We start from the raw sequence: 16,030 nt of genomic DNA, 5'->3' as shown, positions 1-16,030 counted from the left end.
GGGGATGATTATTTTGGCAAAGTCAAATAGAATCAATTTTAATGAGTTTATGACTGGTGAATTTAAAGTAAAGGACAGAGAAAAGCGTCAAAGAAGGGTGAAAAAAGTAACTCAATTAGCGGTTTCGGCAGCACTTCCAATAGCGACTTGTGGAGCAGTAGGAACACTTGGATTTGCAATGAAAGCATTTGCAACTACAACAGGTACAAATGCAGTGGTTGCAAGTGCTCCGATAGCTGTAGAAGTCGGAGCAAAAGAATGGATGAGTGCTCAGAGTCTTGATTTATTAACGCATGTACTTGATCCATTAGTTGATATTATGGTTTCTCTAGCCTTTCCTGTTGCTTCTGTGATAATTGTTGGTTCTTGTTTCTTCTTCATGTTTGATAGGGCAGAGAAGGGTTTTGACACAATTATGAAAGCCGGATTAGGATATGTTCTTATTCAGGTATCCCCTCTTATTTTGGACGTATTAAAACAGGTTGGTAATGCTGTCTGAAATGAGGGTTTATATAACAACATCTTAGAGGAGGCAAAAGGGATGGAAGTGAAAATTAAGATTGACGGTAGAAAGTACGAACAATGTGAACAATGTGGGGGTTATCACAAAATTTCAAAAGGGAAAAAGAACAAATGCAAGTTGTGAGTATAAAGAAGTAGTTCAAACCTAGAGTGGCTGAAAAAGCTACTCTTTTTTTAGGATAAAGTGTCGATATTTTCTGAAAAAATACATTCTGAAGTATGATAAAATTTAACTATTAACTATAGGTCGCAAGGGGGGAAATGATGAAAGTAAAACAGAATAAGGATAAGAAAAATGGAGAAAAGCATCTCTCAAATAATATCATTTTATCCATAGAAGAATATATTAAGGAAAATAACCCTAATGAAACATCTGTAGGTTCAGGTACGAGCTTTTGTGAGTGGGTATTGTATAACATCTTTGAGCTAAGAGAAGATGAAGTAATTGAAGCCACTGAAATATCTGGAAAATTTGATAATGGAATAGATGCAGTATTTGAATATAATAATGAATTATGTATTCTGCAATCAAAATATAACAATGCTCATAAAGTGGATTCAATCCATAGATTTATATCTGATTGTAAAAGAGTTGTGGAAGAACCACCTAATACAGACAGAGAAGCAGTGATAAAAGTATGCAGAAATATTCTAGAAACATATTCGAAAAATGAAAATATAAACTGTTACTATATTACTAACAATAGTTTTTCTGAATGGGAAAGGGATCAATTCAGAAAACCTATTAATGAAACAATAAAGACCCATAAGAAATTAAAATTTTATATTCTTGATTTTGATAATATTCTTGAAAAAATGGAAATCAAAAATGGTGGAATACCCAGAGAATTTAGAGAGAAATGGATAAAATTAAATATTGGTCAGAATTTCGAGGATATATTTGAAACTTCAATTGTTGGAATGGTTAAATTGAAGGATTTAGCAGACTTTGTAGAAAAAGGGGGTAATATGCTTTTTTATTCTAATATTAGGAATTATCTTGGCAAAGATACTACAATAAATAAAGGGATAAAATCAACCTTAGATCAAGTTCCGGAAAAGTTCTGGTATTTCAATAACGGTATCACTATCGTTTGCGAGGAGTTTATTAGTAAAAACGGTGTTGTGGAAATGCATGCTCCTCAGATTGTAAATGGATGCCAGTCCGCTAAATCCTTATGGCACCATTTTTACATTAGTAAAACAAAGTCTGATATAAAAAATACACAAGATGGATACCTATTAGTAAAAATAATTGAAACGAAAAAAATTGCAAACGATAAAGAAAAGAAAGCTTTAAGAGACAATATTACAAGATATACAAATAGTCAAAACGCTGTAAAGGGATTAGACTTTTATGCACTTGACGAATTTCAAAGGGATTTAAGAAATAGACTAGATGCTTTTGGGTATTATTATGAAATTCAAAGAGGTGCCTTTATAACTGAGCCATCCACTAAACAAAAGTCTTATAAAGGGCATCCTGAATATGATTATCTCCTACAAAACGTAAAAAGTAATAAAAAATACTGTTTACCAGCTAAAGAAGTGTTACAAGCTTTCACGGCTGGTATTAATTTAAGACCCAATATTGCTTATGGACGTGCCAACGAACTAACACCTTTTGGAAGTGAATGGGAAAAAATTGTTAATGAAAAAACAAAAGAAATGCCACTAGAAAATTTCTTATTCCCATACTTATTATCAAAGTATGCGAAAGAAAACTTAGGTTATAAACCTGGAGCTGAAGATTTTAGGAAAAATTCTATCTTCCTTTTCCTTTCAACATACTACCTATTTATTACTGGAATTACTAATAAAATAAAAGGCACTACTTATGAAAATCCAACCGATATTAAAAACACTTTTATTTTCACTAATATTTTTAAATCTGCACAATTGAATATTCAATTAATGGAAATTACCCACGATATCTTAAGCAGCTTCTTTGAAGATTCAACAATTGAGGATGAAATTGGAGATAACCGAAAAGGATTTGTACAAAATAAAATGAAACGTTCAAGTAAGTTTTGGAATATCCTTGAGAGAAAAGTTGAAAGAGCAGTTACTAATACAGAGCCAAAAACAATTTTTAAAGATATTAAAAAAATCATAAATGAAGAACTTTAAAATAGATTATTATTAATAACTTACATTTAATTACCATCTGATTCATGATAAATATCATGTTAAAATTTAACATGAGGTGGTTTAATGTTTATTTCTCCTATGCTATTACACAAATCAGATCATCCTTTTGACGATGATAATTATATAACAGAATTAAAATTAGATGGATTCCGTACCGTTTGGACTAAGTTCAATGATAAAGTCAGAATCTACACTCGACACAAGAATGAGATTACATCTAAGTTCCCCGAATTGGTTAACCTTCCTATTCCTAATGGAACTGTCCTAGATGGTGAGATTATTGTTACGGATAATCTAGGTAGACCAGACTTTGAAGCGACTATGGAACGGTTTTTAAGTTCTAAATCTAATCATCAAATATCATATAGTGTCTTCGATGTTATTTATTGTAATGGTGAAAAGATTGCTAATTTGCCATTATTTGAACGCAAAGAAATATTAAATGAAATCATCCATGAAGACACACCTTTATTGAATAAAGTCCAGTGGATTGAAGGTAATGCAGAACAGTACTTCGAATTAATTAAGCAGCACGAACTTGAGGGAATTGTTCAAAAGAAAGCAGATTCTAAGTATCAAATTAATAAACGTTCACATGATTGGCTAAAGGTAATTAATTATCAATATTCAGATGTATTCATCTCAGGTCTGCGTAAGGATGAATTTGGACTGTTGTTAAACTTTGATAATGGGAAATATGCTGGATTAATGGAGTTCATGCCTACAGCTAATCGGAAGGAATTCTATAAACAGTATAAGGACTTTATTATTGAAGAAAATGATAAATTCATTTATCTTGATCCACAGGTGAAACTAAAAGTGAAATACAGAAATTTAACGAAAAAGGGACTTCTTAGAATCCCTAGTTTCGTGGAGTGGGTTAGTTAGTGAGCGGCTAAAAAGTCGCTCTTTTTTTTCTGAAGTAAGTTTGCATATGCTTTTTCAATGTAAGGAAAAATATACTGGAAAGGCAAAGTACATTTCGGAAATAAAAGCCTACTAATCAACCAAAAAGACGATCCCCTTTTGTTCGAGAATCGTCCTACATTGACTAATCTTTGTTTTCATTATTGAACTCTTTTTCTATTTCTTCAGCAAATTTCCGATCCTCTTTAGCACTAAATTTTAAGAACAAGTATATAGCCCACATTATAACGATTGATATTAGATAATCTGAAGTTTGACTTCTTAACCAATTTGACTCGAATACACACACAATGGTAAAAAGAATGGCTAACCAAAACCATATTTTAGCAAAGATTGTCCAAAATTTAGCGCTCATTTTTTCTTTTATTACTATATACTCCCGAAAGTCATTTATTAATTTATTTATAAATTTTTTAATAATCTCTCCTCCAATCCCCCCAAGAATAAAAGCCACTAGAAACCAATTGGAAAAATAGCACCAAACGATTCCATCTTAATTCACCCCTTTCCTTTATAAACCTTTATTTCTATACCCTTACATTTATGTCCTTATTCTACAAATCTGTCCCTTATTTTTTAAACAAGCTTTTACTTTATATCAACTTAATTAATATTTAACTGAATATTTTGACAATACTATTTTATTCAGATATAATTCTTAACGGACTTGGAGGTGTTATATTGTGTCGGTTTAAAAAGGAAATGCTTGAAGTTAAAGATGTAATGGATGTTATGGGAATTTGTAGACCTAAAGCATATGAGATATTGAAAAGTGGAGAATTTCACGTTGTTAAGATGGGAAGAAAGTATCTAGTTCATGAGGAAGTATTTCAAAATTGGTTAAGAGGTAAGAATATAGCTAAAAAAAGATGGTGAATTAATGAAGTTTATATGATTTAGCAATTATTAATGATCGGGAAGTGCAACTATGAGTGTGATTACAAATAAAAAAGTTATGTTAGACGTTAGAGATATTATGGTTGTAGCAAATATAGGAAGAACTAATGCTTATGAATTAATGAAAAGTGGAGAATTTGAAGTTAAGAAAATTGGAAATAAATTTCTTGTTCATGAGGAAGTATTTCAAAATTGGCTAAAAGGTAAGCCTAAAACGAAAAAAAGATGGTGAGTTCAATGAAAGCTCAAATTGTCTATTCAAAAATCACAGGTAAAAGAAGACCTCCTAGCACTTGCACTGAAATAAATAAACCTAATCTTGATTTAATGGCTAAAGCGATAATTAACTTGTATCATCAAACAAGGGAAAAGAAGGAAACTGATGAAAAAGGAAAACAAAAAGGAATTTGAAGATGAAAAGGTATCGGAATTTCAAGAAACATTCCATATTGAAGGTATTGGTTCTGTGTCATCGGTAGGGGAATATGATATGGAGAAATTTATCAAGAGATTATTAAAAAGTAGATACATTACTGGATAAGGCTGATTAAAAGTGGAAAATGATAATGAAAAAAATAAGGAACAAAAAGTACCTCAAGAACAAACTTATCATGTGGAAGGTTTGGGGACTGTAACATATGTTGGGGAATTAGATGTTGAGAAATTGATAAAGCGGTTATTGAAAAGTAAATATATTACTGGGGAATGAGTGGTTAAAAATGCCACTCTTTTTTTTTATTGGAATAAGCTGTCCTATATCTCATTATTGAAGTCAACAATATTGGATGTTATACTTGAATTACAATTCTGTTGAAAATCCTCGAATTTGACCATGAAGAACATTGGATAAACCCTTGTTCCATCACTGTTCACCTCGAACCCCCATAATTTATTCCATTATAATACAGGCGAAATAACAAAGGAATGAAGTTAACAATGTTAACACTATATTTTAGAAAATGTTCACAATTCCTGTCTTTTTATTGTAACAATATTATATAAAGTTTCTAATTTATAGAAATTTCTTCTTTGTCAATCTAAGTTAGTGGATTTTTTGACAAAAAAAAGAAGCGGTATGAGATACCGCTATTTAAATCTTCGTTTTTTCTTTACTTCCGAGTAAAGGATATAGGGGAGGATGCCAAACCAACGGTACCAGAAATCCGCTTTTGTTTGTTTCTTCTCAATACGGATGCGTTTCCGCTCGTCTTTAGGCTGGTCAGCATATTTAACGAACGTTTGCGTCATATATTTAACATAATCATTTGTTTTCATGGACACACCTGCCTTTATACACCTACATTATGTCCATTTTTTAATCATCCATACAGCTAATTGACTTCTACCCATTTAATCATCGTTTTTGAACGGGTATCAAAGTACCCATAACCTACTATAGGTTCACGCTCATGAAGAACAACTGTGAAATCGACTATCTGTATATAGGCAGAAGGGGTCTCCGGACGATAATCCACTGTTCCATTTAGATAGATAAATGTTCCTTTAGCAGGCATTGTACCTCGAGTTTGGTATAACGATTCCACTTTTTTGACCGATGACAGAAAGTAATATTCCTGCATATGAATTTCCTTTGTTTCAACTGCTATTTTACGTTCCGAAAGTAATTGCTCAATATGCATGGAGAAAAACAGGAGGAAAAGAAGTAACGTGCACAACGTTAGGGGATAGGTAAACCCATGTTCACTGTTTTTCATGTATTGGCAGTCCATTTTAGAAAGGAGTATGCCAGAACCGAATACTCCTTTCCCCATATGTCCACAACCGTCATTTTCACTGCATTATTCACGATGGAAAAGGAATATTGTGAAACATTTTGAAGAATAATCTCATGTCCCGTTGAATTTACCCTTCGTCTGAGGTTTGAACCATATTTTTCATATTGAATGGTATCTGACCCTTTAGTTAGAATTAAACGTCCGGAGGATACCTCTGCATGTGAAACGGTGCTAATTTCTTTTGTAACTTGACTGTAAAAAATTTCCCATTCCATTTCCTGCGTTTCCATTTGCATGCTTTTTTGGTTTAGGATGATTTGAAAAATAGGGGCTATAAAGAAAATAATTGTAGAAAAGATTGAAAAGGCAATCAATACTTCAATTAAGGTAAAAGCCTTTTCATTCAAGGATACCGCAAATAGTGGCTTCTGGATAAACTGAATTCTTTTCAACTCTTACACAAACCTCCTTTTGACCAGTCTGATTAGGATTCTTCCAGGTAATGTTGTAGTCGATATTATTCTCACGGATGGTGTAATTGGAAAATGTTCGGCCGTCAATGATTCTAGCCTTTAGTTCCTCATACATCATCCTTTGAGCCGTTTTCTCTATCTCTACTTTCCTTGATTGTTCTCTGACCTCCATTAATAAGGGAAGTAAGAACAGGCAAATCATTAACATAGTCGAAAGTGACAGCAGTAATTCCAACAGAAAAAAACCTTTATTGCTCCGTAACATAAAATCGTCCTCTCCCAATCAAAAAGGTCATCCGATATTCCTTTTCCTTCGTCTCGATAAAGAAGGAGCCGAATTTATTGATATTGCCATCTGGCAGGAATTTAAAAGATAAGGGCATTGAGCCTTCGGTAAGGTAAATATTAGGAGAGAAGGACCTATCAATTATAGCCGGCAAGCGTCCCTGTAAAGATAAGTTATATTTGTGTTTGCTTGGCAAAAGTACAATGGTAACTTCTTTTTGATGTGAAATAGCAAATTGTTGCCCATAAAGGAGATCAGCACGGAGTTGTGTCAAAAAAACCTCATCTTCTAATACAGATTGCTCAGGTTGCAATGAAAAGGCTGTGATGAAGGAGATAATCATAAAAATCGAGAGAACTAGTAACGACTCAACCAAAGTAAAGCCTTTTTGATTTTTTGTCATTCTGGTTATTAATCTGCTTTTGCAACAGAGGTGACCTTACCTTCCGAATCAATTGCAACTTCTTGACCGTTCGGACAGCCCTTGACATCGTTTAAATAGCCAGCGGTTTGTAATTCAGCGAGTGTTGGGATTTTATTTTTTTCCATTTGATAGGCTTGGACCTGTGCTTGAACCATTTTCACGTAAGCTTCGCAGCCTTTATTGTTGATATTAGAATTATGCTTGGTAACGTTAGGGATGGTAATCAAAAGCAACACGGAAATTATCAACATAACAATCATCATTTCAATTAAGGTAAACCCTTTTTCATTTTTCAACATTTTTAAATTCCTCCATTTTTTAAATAGCATCAAGCAGATGGAACATTGGTAATAGAATCGCTAAATACATTGATACAACTAAACAGCCAATAAATATGTAAAGAATAGGCTGGATGGTTTTTAGGCTTTTTTCAATCCTTTCCTCCATGGTTGCCACGCAATGTCTGCTGAAAAACAGTAATTCTTGCTCTAATTTTCCATTTTCTTGGCCATGTTTAATAATCATCGGAAATTCCTTCTCGAAAAAGAAAAAGGAGGCTATAATCGTGTCCAATTTTTCTCCGGTTACCAGTTTGATTCTTATGTCTTCGGCTAATTGGCTGTAAAATGGCTGTCGGTGATTCTTTTCAAAAAGGGAAAGTGCCTCTGAGACAGAAATGCCTCCTGATAAAAGGAAACTTAGTTGAATGGAAAAGTAATGTGTGAACAACAATTTGAGGATTTTACCCAGAATAGGGATACGGACAAGCAGGACCCTTTGCTTGAGGATTGGGAGTTTTCGAAATACAAAAAAATAATAGATCGTTGTCAGTCCGAGTGAAGTAAGGACGATGCAAATGGCGGTTGGGAAATAATGATCAAAAGCATAGAGGACCTTCGTGAAAAAATTCTCCTTAAGTCCGAGTGAAGCAAACAGCGTTGTAAATCTTGGCAGTAAGGTGTTCTCAATGAAAACAAATAGAAACCCAGTAATAAACATCAATAATAAGGGATATTGCAGTAATTTTAAAAGCTTTTTCATGTCCTTATCTTTTAATAGCGCGAGTTCACTTCCTTCCAAAAGTGCTTCGGCAAAACTGCCATGCTGTTCAGCAAAATAGACATAGCCAATCAAGTCTTTTTGAAAACCAAGATGGTTCAATACGACATGAAAGGGTGACCCTTGTTTTAACTCAACTAGACAACCATATAATTCCTCCTTTCGATTGGCTGGCAATTGTAATGCTATGGATTCAATCGCTTCACCAATAGCAATTACAGATACCTAATGTTAATATAATAATAGATATATATTTTATTAATGAAGGTGAGAGGAAATGGCAAAACAACACGTAGCAATATTCAACAGGAAAAGTCGTTCCGAAGGCGATACAGACCAAACATTACAAAACCACAGACAAATAACTAGAGAAATATGTAAGAAAAACGGTTTTAGCTATACCGAATACGAAGAAATTGTTTCAGGTGCTTCCAAGTGGGAAGAACGACATGAGTTAATCCGTTTATTAGATGATGTAGAAAAGGGATTGTATTATGCGGTTGTTATTACCGAGATAAGCAGACTTTCAAGAAGTGGACACTATTCACAAATAATTGCTGATACACTTGCAGAAAATAACGTTTTAATCATTACACAAAAAGAAACCATTGATTTAAACAACAGTAACCAACGGTTGTTATATGATATTTCTTCAGCAGTAAACAGTAATGAATATCGTGTTATCCGTCACAGAATGAGAACAGGTACAGTTGAAAAGGCTAAACGTGGTGAATATGTAGCAAGTAAATCACCGTTTGGTTATGAAGCTATTGTTATTGATAGGAAAAGAACATTAGTACCAACAGAAGAAGCTGAAATAGTTAAAACTATCTTTAATATGGCTGAACAAGGACATGGAATGAAAGATATTGCTAAACGTGTAAACAAGCCGTATAAATCGGTTAATAACATTCTTTATAATAAACAATACACTGGAACATTAGTTTTTCACCTTAAGGATAAAAAGGGCAACATTACTGAAGTTATAGAAGTTCCTGAAGCCTTTGAAGCAATCGTTTCAATGGAACAATGGTTAAGAGTACAAGAAGCAATTAAAGCAAGATTAAGCGGTGATAATGAGGTTAGAAACCGTTCTAGGGGAGAAGTAAGAACCATCTTAAAAGACCTTGTATATTGTGATAATTGCGGTGCTAAGATTGGCTTTCAATATAACCCTGATAAAGATTTAATGGCTAAGAAATGTCATAAATGCGGAAGCAAAGGAATTAACGAAAAAAGATTACTTGCAGAATTTTATAACCAGCTTGAATTTGTTGAACATTATTGGAATAAGGAATGGCAGAAGGTTTTAGATAACTCTTCAGACGTTAATACAAACGATTTAACGGTGCAATTAGAAGCTTTAAAATCAGCCAAGGGTAAATGTTCAACTAAGTTAAAACGTTCAAGAGAAGCCTATACAGATGGCATATTCACTAAAGAAGAATACCTTTCAGATAAAGCCGATATTGAGAAGGATATTAAGCAATTAGAAGCTAATATAAGAGAGGTTGAACAACAGATTGCAGAAGCCGATATTATTTCCGCTGAAAAGAAATTACAAGAGAAATTAACCATATTGGAGAAGGTTAAAAAAGCTACTGATAAAGCAGAAATTAACCGTTTATTGAAGTTGATTATTGATAGGGTTTATTATCAAAGACATGAAGAATTTATTGTAGGTAGTCAGGCTAACGGTGAACCAGAAATTGAATATGATTATGTTGAACTTAAGATTGCCCCAAAATAATACGGGCAGTCTTTTTTTATCTTTAACAAGGAATACACCTTAATAAAATCTATGCACCCGTTTAGCACCATCAATTACCACTTTTATCTTAAATATTTCCTCCATCAAGTTGGGCATACTTACCTATGAGGTGAAGTTATGAAACACACATTAGAGAAAAACATATTAAGGGCTTTATTAATTTTTGGAATAATTTCATTCATAAATTTGATGAGAAAACCACCCGTAAAAGATTGGTTACTTATCTTTCTATTTAAAGGATTTATATCTACACTTTTAGATAATATAACTGTGAAAAAGGGATACATCAAATATCCAATAAATTTATTTAAATACTTTGATATTAGCTTTATTTTTGATTATTTACTTTATCCTATAACCTGTGTTTACTTTAACCAAGTTACTATGAAATCCAATATTTTAGGTATAATTGTTAAAACATTCTATTTTACTATTCCAATGGCTGTAATAGAGTATTTCTTAGAGAAGAAAACGTCTTTAATTAAATTTAAAAACGGATGGAATTCCTTTACTAGCTTCTGGACTTCAAGTATAACTTTACTTATGTGCCGGGCTTTTATCACTATAGTCCGAAAAGCAAATAACAATCCTGTTCCCAAAAATTAATTTAATTTTCGCTGAATTAGGTTTGAGAAAAAATAAAAATTAACCCCGAATTGTAAAACGAAAATGTATTATGGATTAACACCCAATTTGCCAAAGGCTGGGAATTTACCCTACCCCTACCATAACCCGTTTAGTCAGATTATTTATAACAATGATAATATTTAATGTGTTTGTTCGATTGTGTGTTGATTATATTGTATGTCAATGGTAATAAGTGTTATTGATTAGTTGTAATGATTGTGATAATAGAAGATTTGGTTGTAAGGATTATTGGTAACAATTACTAAGAATATCTGTTGGTAATAATTACATTTGACAAGTTTTCCTTATGCTGTGCTATTGCTTGACCAATTGCATTTATAGATACATTGCATATTTACCGTTAATTACACTTGTTGGAATAAACTGTTGGTTGAAATATTGTAGGGGAAATGTTTACGGTAGAATAATCCCTTTGGATAAACCACCATTGACAAACCGCTGCCACCAAACTTTTCCTCAACTACCTCTATATTAGTATTGATATTTGTCCCGTACAGTAATAGTCATTTGCATAATATTTTTAACTAACCTTGGATAAAAAGTGTCCATCAAAGCCTCTCGTATCAACATTTCATCATTTCACCGTATCCATAACCCTTTGCACAATTGCATAATAAAAAGGAACTATTGCACAAAAAAGACTTCCCGAAGGAAGCCCGCGTTCGGACTCAATTTAATTCTGGAATTAAGGAATAACTATATAGCTTCAAAGAATTGTTTGAAATTAGTAAATTCCCTATCAGTCTTATATATCCCATAGATAAAGTTTATATCTTTAAACTCTTTAACTGTTCTGTCATACCAATTTATATTTTCCTCTAACTGCCGAGTTAATTTTTCTAATTCTGAAACTTCTTTGATTGAATTGAACATTTCTTCTCCTGTTTTAAATTCAATAAATGCATCTTTATATTTTAAGACATTTTTGAAATAAAGCATTCTTTCTTTTGATGATTCAGGTTTAATAACAAGAGTTTGGTATACTCCTTGCGGTCTTATCGCCAATGAGAAATGTACTTCAGTTTCAATTGTTGGGCTTTCATCCCTAAATTCAATAACCGTATCCTTATAAATAGCCTTATGGAAATTGTTATCTTCACTTACTTCAAATCCGTTACTAGTGAAATAATCTTTGTATTCAGCAATCAGTTCCTCTTTTTTTGATATTTGTTTTTCTACAATTAAATCATTTAGGCTATCGCAGATATTTCTAAAATCTTCATACCTTGAAATTAGTTGTTCTCTTAATTGGATTTGGTTATCAGCTTGTTCCTTTAATTTATTAATATCCATTTAGTCATCTCCTTTAATAATCATATTTCGACTAAAGGATTTATTTTCCTTCAAACTATGAACGATTATTCCAATTTTTAGCTGGGTTTTGTTTCATTAAAAAAGACTCCCCGAAGGAAGCCAAATTAATTATGTACCCGTTATTTTAAAATTGCTGTACCTCTTATAAACTTGTATTTCTCATCGCATTCTTTACAATCAGTCCAAATATCGCTTTCTCTAAAACCTGGAATATCATCTTTTTCATAAAATACTTTCCCTTTTCCACATGGACACTCATATTCTTTTTTAATTATGCTTCCACTACCTGCACCATAGCCTTGATGATGATTTGAAGAACCACTAAGTTCTTTTAGTTTTATTTCCATATTAATCACCTCACTTTCTATGGTAATTATATAGCACTATATCCAATAATTTCTACTAAAAAAGACCTACTTCCTTTCATCTCTGTTTTTTTGACAGAGTTATTTTCCCTTAAAATATTTAGATTAACGGAAATAGGTATATTTTTCTAAAAGTTTATTCAATATAGGATAAATTTGCTATATACTTTAAATAAACTATTAAAGGGGGTAAATTGTATATGCAAGCCTCGCAGACAAGTATTCTTCATTTACTTAGAATACAAAACCAACAATTTGTTATACCCGTTTATCAACGTACATATAAGTGGACACATCTTCATTGCGGTCAATTGTTTTCCGATATTTTAAAAGCAAGCGGTAGTAATAGTAAAAATCACTTTATTGGTTCAATAGTACATATTTCTGACCAAAATATACCTGTTACTAAGGTAAAACCCTTAACCATTATAGACGGGCAACAAAGGTTGACAACAATTTCCTTGTTACTATTAGCAATTAAGAATTATTTAGATGAACACCCAAATCCTAATATTACTTCAAATGAAATAAACCAATATTTAGTAAACCCTGATAAAAAAGATGATGAATATATTAAACTTCAATTAACTAAACAAGATAGGGAAGTATATTTTTCACTTATTAACAAAACTGAAATAGATGTTGAGTATCATAATATTTTAGATAATTATATGTATTTCTATAATTCGATTAAGAGTGGGCAGCGTGATATTGAAGCACTTTATGAAGGGATTGCCAAGTTAATTATTGTAGAGGTTTCATTAGAACGAGAACATGACGACCCACAACTTATTTTTGAAAGTTTAAATTCAACAGGGGAAAAACTTACGGAAGCTGATTTAATAAGAAATTTTTTGTTAATGGATTTAACCGCCAGCTTTCAAAAGAAAATTTATAACCAATATTGGTTCCCTATTGAAACAAAACTTAGGGAAGAAATTAAAGGGGAACTATCCAATTTTATTAGGGATTACCTTACATTTAAAACTAAAAAAATTCCTAAGAAAACAAGTGTTTATAAGGATTTTAAAGAGTATTTTAAACAATATTCAAGGGAACCCGAAATAATCGAAAGTTTATTGAAAGAATTATTACAGTTTGCAGGCTATTATGAACGAATATTAAGGCAGAACGAAAAGGATAAGGAAATAAATGATTGTTTAAAAGACTTAGATAGTATTGATATAAAAATAATTTATCCTCTGATTTTACCCTTGTATTACGACTATGAGAATCAACTTTTGTCTAAGGACGATTTCATTTCAATACTTCGTTTAATCGAAAGCTATTTAATAAGAAGGGTTATATGCGGATACCCTACTCAAGGATTGAATAAAGTTTTTGTTAGTATCGTGAAGGATTTGGATAGAAAAAATCATCTTGTATCGTTTGAAACTATTCTCGCTAATAAAAAAGGAAATCATAGATTTCCGAATAATGATGAATTTAAAAAATCTTTCCTTTTGAAGGATATATATAATTTAAGTAATAAAAACAGAAAATATATTATGTTCAAATTAGAACACCATTGCAACCCTAAAGAAAGATTGCAAATTGACCCTGAAATTACAATCGAACATATTATGCCCCAATCCCCTAATTTAAGTGAAAAATGGATAGATGCTTTAGGTTCTAATTGGAAAGAAGTACACAATACTTACTTGCATACTATTGGGAACCTTACATTAACGGGATATAACAAAAATATGAGTAATAAATTTTTTACAGAAAAAAGAGATTTACCTGGTGGATTTGGTGATAGTTTAATTAGATTAAATAAGGGATTACAAAAATTAGACACTTGGAACCAAACTGAAATTTTAAAAAGGGCAAACGATTTATTTGAATACGCCAAAGAAGCTTGGAACTATCCTGAATTAGATTTACTTGTAACAAATGATGATAACAGACCTATTGTTACTTTAGACGATGACTGGACAAGTTTAAGACCTTCTTCTTTTGTATTTCTGACGGATAATTACGAAGCTAGAGATTTTACAGACATATATCATAAGGTAATTAGAAAGATATATGAGTTAGATTCTAATTCATTTTTAGAAGCAATAAATCAGGAAGAATTGCTTTCAAGACGTTTTCATTCACTTAACCAAAACGATTTTAACAATCAACCTAGAAAAATAAGCGAAAATATTTACCTAAATACAAATATTAACAATGAACAAAAACGAAAAAATTTAATTACACTTTTTGAAAAAACAAATATTGACGAAGAAGATTTAATTATTTATGTATCGTAATGGACACAACTTTCGTTAAATATTCAAACAGACAGCTTCCTTCGGGAAGTCTTTTTTTTGTTCAAAAATCTCCTCAAATCGTTGTGCATATTTGACCATCTCACTTTATTAATAAGTATAAGGATATTTTTTAACTGGCTTAATCATTAGAGTTAAGTCACTACTGGTTTAGAAGCTGAACTGTTCCAAGTTGAAAAACAGACAAGGATACTGATTAGTCCGTTGCGGTACGAAAGTTAATCAGATGGGTTCTTTTAAATCCATGTTAGGTTACTGTATTACCTGTGAAGAATTAACTTCCAAAAATCAGAGGTACAAGTGTTTGAAGAAACGTTAGCAGTTGAGGATTTAGCTATACTGTTATTTACTTGTGGGACGGCTAAATTACTAGTAGGTTATTCTCTATTACTTAAAGATTATTCACCGTTACTACTTAATAAATGATGCTAGACGGTTGATTAATAAAGAGATTAATAATAAACAAACATTAACCTATCTTCGATAGGTATTTACTCTAATTCAAATACATTAACTGAAAAATAATTTCAAAATTCTTGAAACTATTTTGGCTGATAATTGTGCATTTTAGACATTCCCACTTTATTAATAAGTATAAGGGTTAATTAGAACGTAATTAAAAACAACTAAGAAATTATCAAAAGGGGTTGAAAAAGAAATGGCTAAAGTATCATACAAGGGGGTTGTAATAGAAACAGAATTAGCACCAGAATTTCCTGAATATGCTGAAAAGGTTTTGAAAATAGTTCCTGTTGCACACCGTAATTCACCGCAAATGGACAAACATGGTTATGGTACAAGGTGGGAACACATAATGCCTTGGTTCGATAAAGACGCTATCAATAACGTTAATGTTGTTTCAAGTTATGACAAGCTTATGAATCAACTTGATAACAGAAAACATAACGCTAAATTTATTGAAGAAATTGCTGAAATAAAAAATGCTAGGTTAAGAGAAAAAATGCAGCTAGGTTTAATTCGTTACGGTGAACATTAGAAACTTGTCCGAAATGACATTAAACTATTCAGCTTCTTTTAGCTGGTCATAACATTATCCTTCCTTTTAGAAGTAATCAGCCTTTAACGGTTGGTTGCTTCAATAAAGGTTTGATATTGAAATCAACCTTGACTAGTCATTGTGTTTACTCCTTTCTAAAGTCAATCAACTTATGGAAACGGTT

The 16,030-nt window shown here is 31.9% G+C and carries 22 protein-coding genes; 12 read left to right on the top strand and 10 right to left on the bottom strand.

Features of this window, described 5'->3' with window-relative positions; translation table 11 throughout:
• Positions 1-13: 13 nt before the first annotated feature.
• The 3 genes from J7E81_RS15365 to J7E81_RS15355 all read left to right on the top strand — a co-directional run bounded on the left by J7E81_RS15365 (position 14) and on the right by J7E81_RS15355 (position 3,561).
• Positions 14-499 (top strand): hypothetical protein, encoded by a 486-nt coding sequence (locus tag J7E81_RS15365; RefSeq protein ID WP_215043503.1) that lies wholly within the window; start codon positions 14-16, stop codon positions 497-499.
• 287 nt (positions 500-786) lie between these two features.
• Entirely contained in the window at positions 787-2,652 is a 1,866-nt protein-coding gene (locus J7E81_RS15360; RefSeq protein WP_215043501.1) for an AIPR family protein, read from the top strand.
• Between the two features lie 84 nt (positions 2,653-2,736).
• The gene (locus tag J7E81_RS15355) at positions 2,737-3,561 is read left to right on the top strand and encodes an ATP-dependent DNA ligase (protein ID WP_215043499.1); all 825 of its coding nucleotides are present in this window, start codon (positions 2,737-2,739) and stop codon (positions 3,559-3,561) included.
• A gap of 163 nt (positions 3,562-3,724) precedes the next feature.
• On the opposite strand, the gene J7E81_RS15350 is transcribed toward J7E81_RS15355, so the two are convergent.
• Positions 3,725-4,054 (bottom strand): hypothetical protein, encoded by a 330-nt coding sequence (locus J7E81_RS15350; RefSeq protein ID WP_215043497.1) that lies wholly within the window; start codon positions 4,052-4,054, stop codon positions 3,725-3,727.
• Positions 4,055-4,281: 227 nt separating this feature from the next.
• Between J7E81_RS15350 and J7E81_RS15345 the strand changes: the two genes are divergently transcribed.
• The 5 genes from J7E81_RS15345 to J7E81_RS15325 are packed head-to-tail and all read left to right on the top strand — an operon-like array spanning position 4,282 to position 5,206.
• A complete protein-coding gene (locus J7E81_RS15345; protein WP_251028658.1) occupies positions 4,282-4,476 on the top strand; it encodes a helix-turn-helix domain-containing protein in 195 nt (64 codons plus the stop codon).
• Positions 4,477-4,528: 52 nt separating this feature from the next.
• Positions 4,529-4,729 carry a MerR family transcriptional regulator gene (locus J7E81_RS15340; RefSeq protein ID WP_215043495.1) on the top strand — a complete coding sequence of 67 codons (201 nt, stop codon included), beginning with the start codon at positions 4,529-4,531 and terminating at the stop codon, positions 4,727-4,729.
• A gap of 5 nt (positions 4,730-4,734) precedes the next feature.
• Complete coding sequence (locus tag J7E81_RS15335) at positions 4,735-4,908, top strand: hypothetical protein (protein WP_215043493.1); 174 nt, start codon at positions 4,735-4,737, stop codon at positions 4,906-4,908.
• Positions 4,880-5,038 (top strand): hypothetical protein, encoded by a 159-nt coding sequence (locus J7E81_RS15330; protein WP_215043491.1) that lies wholly within the window; start codon positions 4,880-4,882, stop codon positions 5,036-5,038. Before J7E81_RS15335 ends, J7E81_RS15330 begins: the two co-directional genes overlap by 29 nt.
• Positions 5,039-5,050: 12 nt before the next feature.
• Positions 5,051-5,206, top strand: coding sequence for a hypothetical protein (locus tag J7E81_RS15325; protein ID WP_215043490.1), 156 nt, complete (start codon positions 5,051-5,053; stop codon positions 5,204-5,206).
• 377 nt (positions 5,207-5,583) lie between these two features.
• Here J7E81_RS15325 and J7E81_RS15320 read toward each other — a convergent pair whose 3' ends face one another.
• The 7 genes from J7E81_RS15320 to comGB are packed head-to-tail and all read right to left on the bottom strand — an operon-like array spanning position 5,584 to position 8,685.
• Complete coding sequence (locus J7E81_RS15320) at positions 5,584-5,772, bottom strand: YqzE family protein (protein ID WP_215043489.1); 189 nt, start codon at positions 5,770-5,772, stop codon at positions 5,584-5,586.
• A gap of 56 nt (positions 5,773-5,828) precedes the next feature.
• Positions 5,829-6,212 carry a competence type IV pilus minor pilin ComGG gene (comGG, locus tag J7E81_RS15315; RefSeq protein ID WP_215043488.1) on the bottom strand — a complete coding sequence of 128 codons (384 nt, stop codon included), beginning with the start codon at positions 6,210-6,212 and terminating at the stop codon, positions 5,829-5,831.
• Positions 6,209-6,685 (bottom strand): competence type IV pilus minor pilin ComGF, encoded by a 477-nt coding sequence (gene comGF, locus J7E81_RS15310; RefSeq protein ID WP_251028657.1) that lies wholly within the window; start codon positions 6,683-6,685, stop codon positions 6,209-6,211. The genes comGG and comGF overlap by 4 nt, the downstream gene beginning before the upstream one ends.
• Positions 6,633-6,971: a competence type IV pilus minor pilin ComGE gene (comGE, locus tag J7E81_RS15305; protein ID WP_215043487.1), complete on the bottom strand. Its 339-nt coding sequence runs from the start codon at positions 6,969-6,971 to the stop codon at positions 6,633-6,635. Before comGE ends, comGF begins: the two co-directional genes overlap by 53 nt.
• Positions 6,955-7,395: a competence type IV pilus minor pilin ComGD gene (gene comGD / locus J7E81_RS15300; RefSeq protein ID WP_215043486.1), complete on the bottom strand. Its 441-nt coding sequence runs from the start codon at positions 7,393-7,395 to the stop codon at positions 6,955-6,957. The genes comGE and comGD overlap by 17 nt, the downstream gene beginning before the upstream one ends.
• Positions 7,396-7,403: 8 nt before the next feature.
• On the bottom strand, positions 7,404-7,715 hold the full coding sequence (comGC, locus tag J7E81_RS15295; RefSeq protein WP_215043485.1) for a competence type IV pilus major pilin ComGC: 312 nt from the start codon (positions 7,713-7,715) through the stop codon (positions 7,404-7,406).
• A 19-nt stretch (positions 7,716-7,734) separates the two neighbouring features.
• Complete coding sequence (gene comGB, locus J7E81_RS15290; protein ID WP_308162231.1) at positions 7,735-8,685, bottom strand: competence type IV pilus assembly protein ComGB; 951 nt, start codon at positions 8,683-8,685, stop codon at positions 7,735-7,737.
• 67 nt (positions 8,686-8,752) lie between these two features.
• Between comGB and J7E81_RS15285 the strand changes: the two genes are divergently transcribed.
• On the top strand, positions 8,753-10,225 hold the full coding sequence (locus J7E81_RS15285) for a recombinase family protein (RefSeq protein WP_215043484.1): 1,473 nt from the start codon (positions 8,753-8,755) through the stop codon (positions 10,223-10,225).
• A 138-nt stretch (positions 10,226-10,363) separates the two neighbouring features.
• On the top strand, positions 10,364-10,852 hold the full coding sequence (locus tag J7E81_RS15280; RefSeq protein ID WP_215043483.1) for a CBO0543 family protein: 489 nt from the start codon (positions 10,364-10,366) through the stop codon (positions 10,850-10,852).
• 738 nt (positions 10,853-11,590) lie between these two features.
• Here the strand turns inward: J7E81_RS15280 and J7E81_RS15275 are convergent.
• Positions 11,591-12,187 carry a hypothetical protein gene (locus tag J7E81_RS15275; protein WP_215043482.1) on the bottom strand — a complete coding sequence of 199 codons (597 nt, stop codon included), beginning with the start codon at positions 12,185-12,187 and terminating at the stop codon, positions 11,591-11,593.
• Between the two features lie 140 nt (positions 12,188-12,327).
• Complete coding sequence (locus J7E81_RS15270; RefSeq protein ID WP_251028655.1) at positions 12,328-12,555, bottom strand: hypothetical protein; 228 nt, start codon at positions 12,553-12,555, stop codon at positions 12,328-12,330.
• A gap of 218 nt (positions 12,556-12,773) precedes the next feature.
• On the opposite strand from J7E81_RS15270, the gene J7E81_RS15265 reads away from it, so the two are divergent.
• The gene (locus J7E81_RS15265; RefSeq protein WP_215043480.1) at positions 12,774-14,831 is read left to right on the top strand and encodes a DUF262 domain-containing protein; all 2,058 of its coding nucleotides are present in this window, start codon (positions 12,774-12,776) and stop codon (positions 14,829-14,831) included.
• Positions 14,832-15,507: 676 nt separating this feature from the next.
• Entirely contained in the window at positions 15,508-15,846 is a 339-nt protein-coding gene (locus tag J7E81_RS15260) for a hypothetical protein (RefSeq protein ID WP_215043478.1), read from the top strand.
• Positions 15,847-16,030: the final 184 nt, after the last annotated feature.

This window comes from Bacillus sp. ISL-18, from assembly GCF_018613415.1.
GTDB lineage: Bacteria > Bacillota > Bacilli > Bacillales > Cytobacillaceae > Neobacillus.
This window is presented reverse-complemented; position numbering and strand designations above follow the sequence as displayed.

Bases quoted from the DNA above. Each gene is read 5' to 3' on its own strand.
- J7E81_RS15360 (WP_215043501.1), top strand. From the start codon at position 787: ATGAAAGTAAAACAGAATAAGGATAAGAAAAATGGAGAAAAGCATCTC.
- J7E81_RS15355 (WP_215043499.1), top strand. From the start codon at position 2,737: ATGTTTATTTCTCCTATGCTATTACACAAATCAGATCATCCTTTTGAC.
- J7E81_RS15340 (WP_215043495.1), top strand. From the start codon at position 4,529: ATGAGTGTGATTACAAATAAAAAAGTTATGTTAGACGTTAGAGATATT.
- J7E81_RS15335 (WP_215043493.1), top strand. From the start codon at position 4,735: ATGAAAGCTCAAATTGTCTATTCAAAAATCACAGGTAAAAGAAGACCT.
- J7E81_RS15330 (WP_215043491.1), top strand. From the start codon at position 4,880: ATGAAAAAGGAAAACAAAAAGGAATTTGAAGATGAAAAGGTATCGGAA.
- J7E81_RS15320 (WP_215043489.1), bottom strand. From the start codon at position 5,772: ATGAAAACAAATGATTATGTTAAATATATGACGCAAACGTTCGTTAAA.
- comGG (WP_215043488.1), bottom strand. From the start codon at position 6,212: ATGAAAAACAGTGAACATGGGTTTACCTATCCCCTAACGTTGTGCACG.
- comGE (WP_215043487.1), bottom strand. From the start codon at position 6,971: ATGTTACGGAGCAATAAAGGTTTTTTTCTGTTGGAATTACTGCTGTCA.
- comGD (WP_215043486.1), bottom strand. From the start codon at position 7,395: ATGACAAAAAATCAAAAAGGCTTTACTTTGGTTGAGTCGTTACTAGTT.
- comGC (WP_215043485.1), bottom strand. From the start codon at position 7,715: ATGTTGAAAAATGAAAAAGGGTTTACCTTAATTGAAATGATGATTGTT.
- J7E81_RS15285 (WP_215043484.1), top strand. From the start codon at position 8,753: ATGGCAAAACAACACGTAGCAATATTCAACAGGAAAAGTCGTTCCGAA.
- J7E81_RS15280 (WP_215043483.1), top strand. From the start codon at position 10,364: ATGAAACACACATTAGAGAAAAACATATTAAGGGCTTTATTAATTTTT.
- J7E81_RS15275 (WP_215043482.1), bottom strand. From the start codon at position 12,187: ATGGATATTAATAAATTAAAGGAACAAGCTGATAACCAAATCCAATTA.
- J7E81_RS15270 (WP_251028655.1), bottom strand. From the start codon at position 12,555: ATGGAAATAAAACTAAAAGAACTTAGTGGTTCTTCAAATCATCATCAA.
- J7E81_RS15265 (WP_215043480.1), top strand. From the start codon at position 12,774: ATGCAAGCCTCGCAGACAAGTATTCTTCATTTACTTAGAATACAAAAC.
- J7E81_RS15260 (WP_215043478.1), top strand. From the start codon at position 15,508: ATGGCTAAAGTATCATACAAGGGGGTTGTAATAGAAACAGAATTAGCA.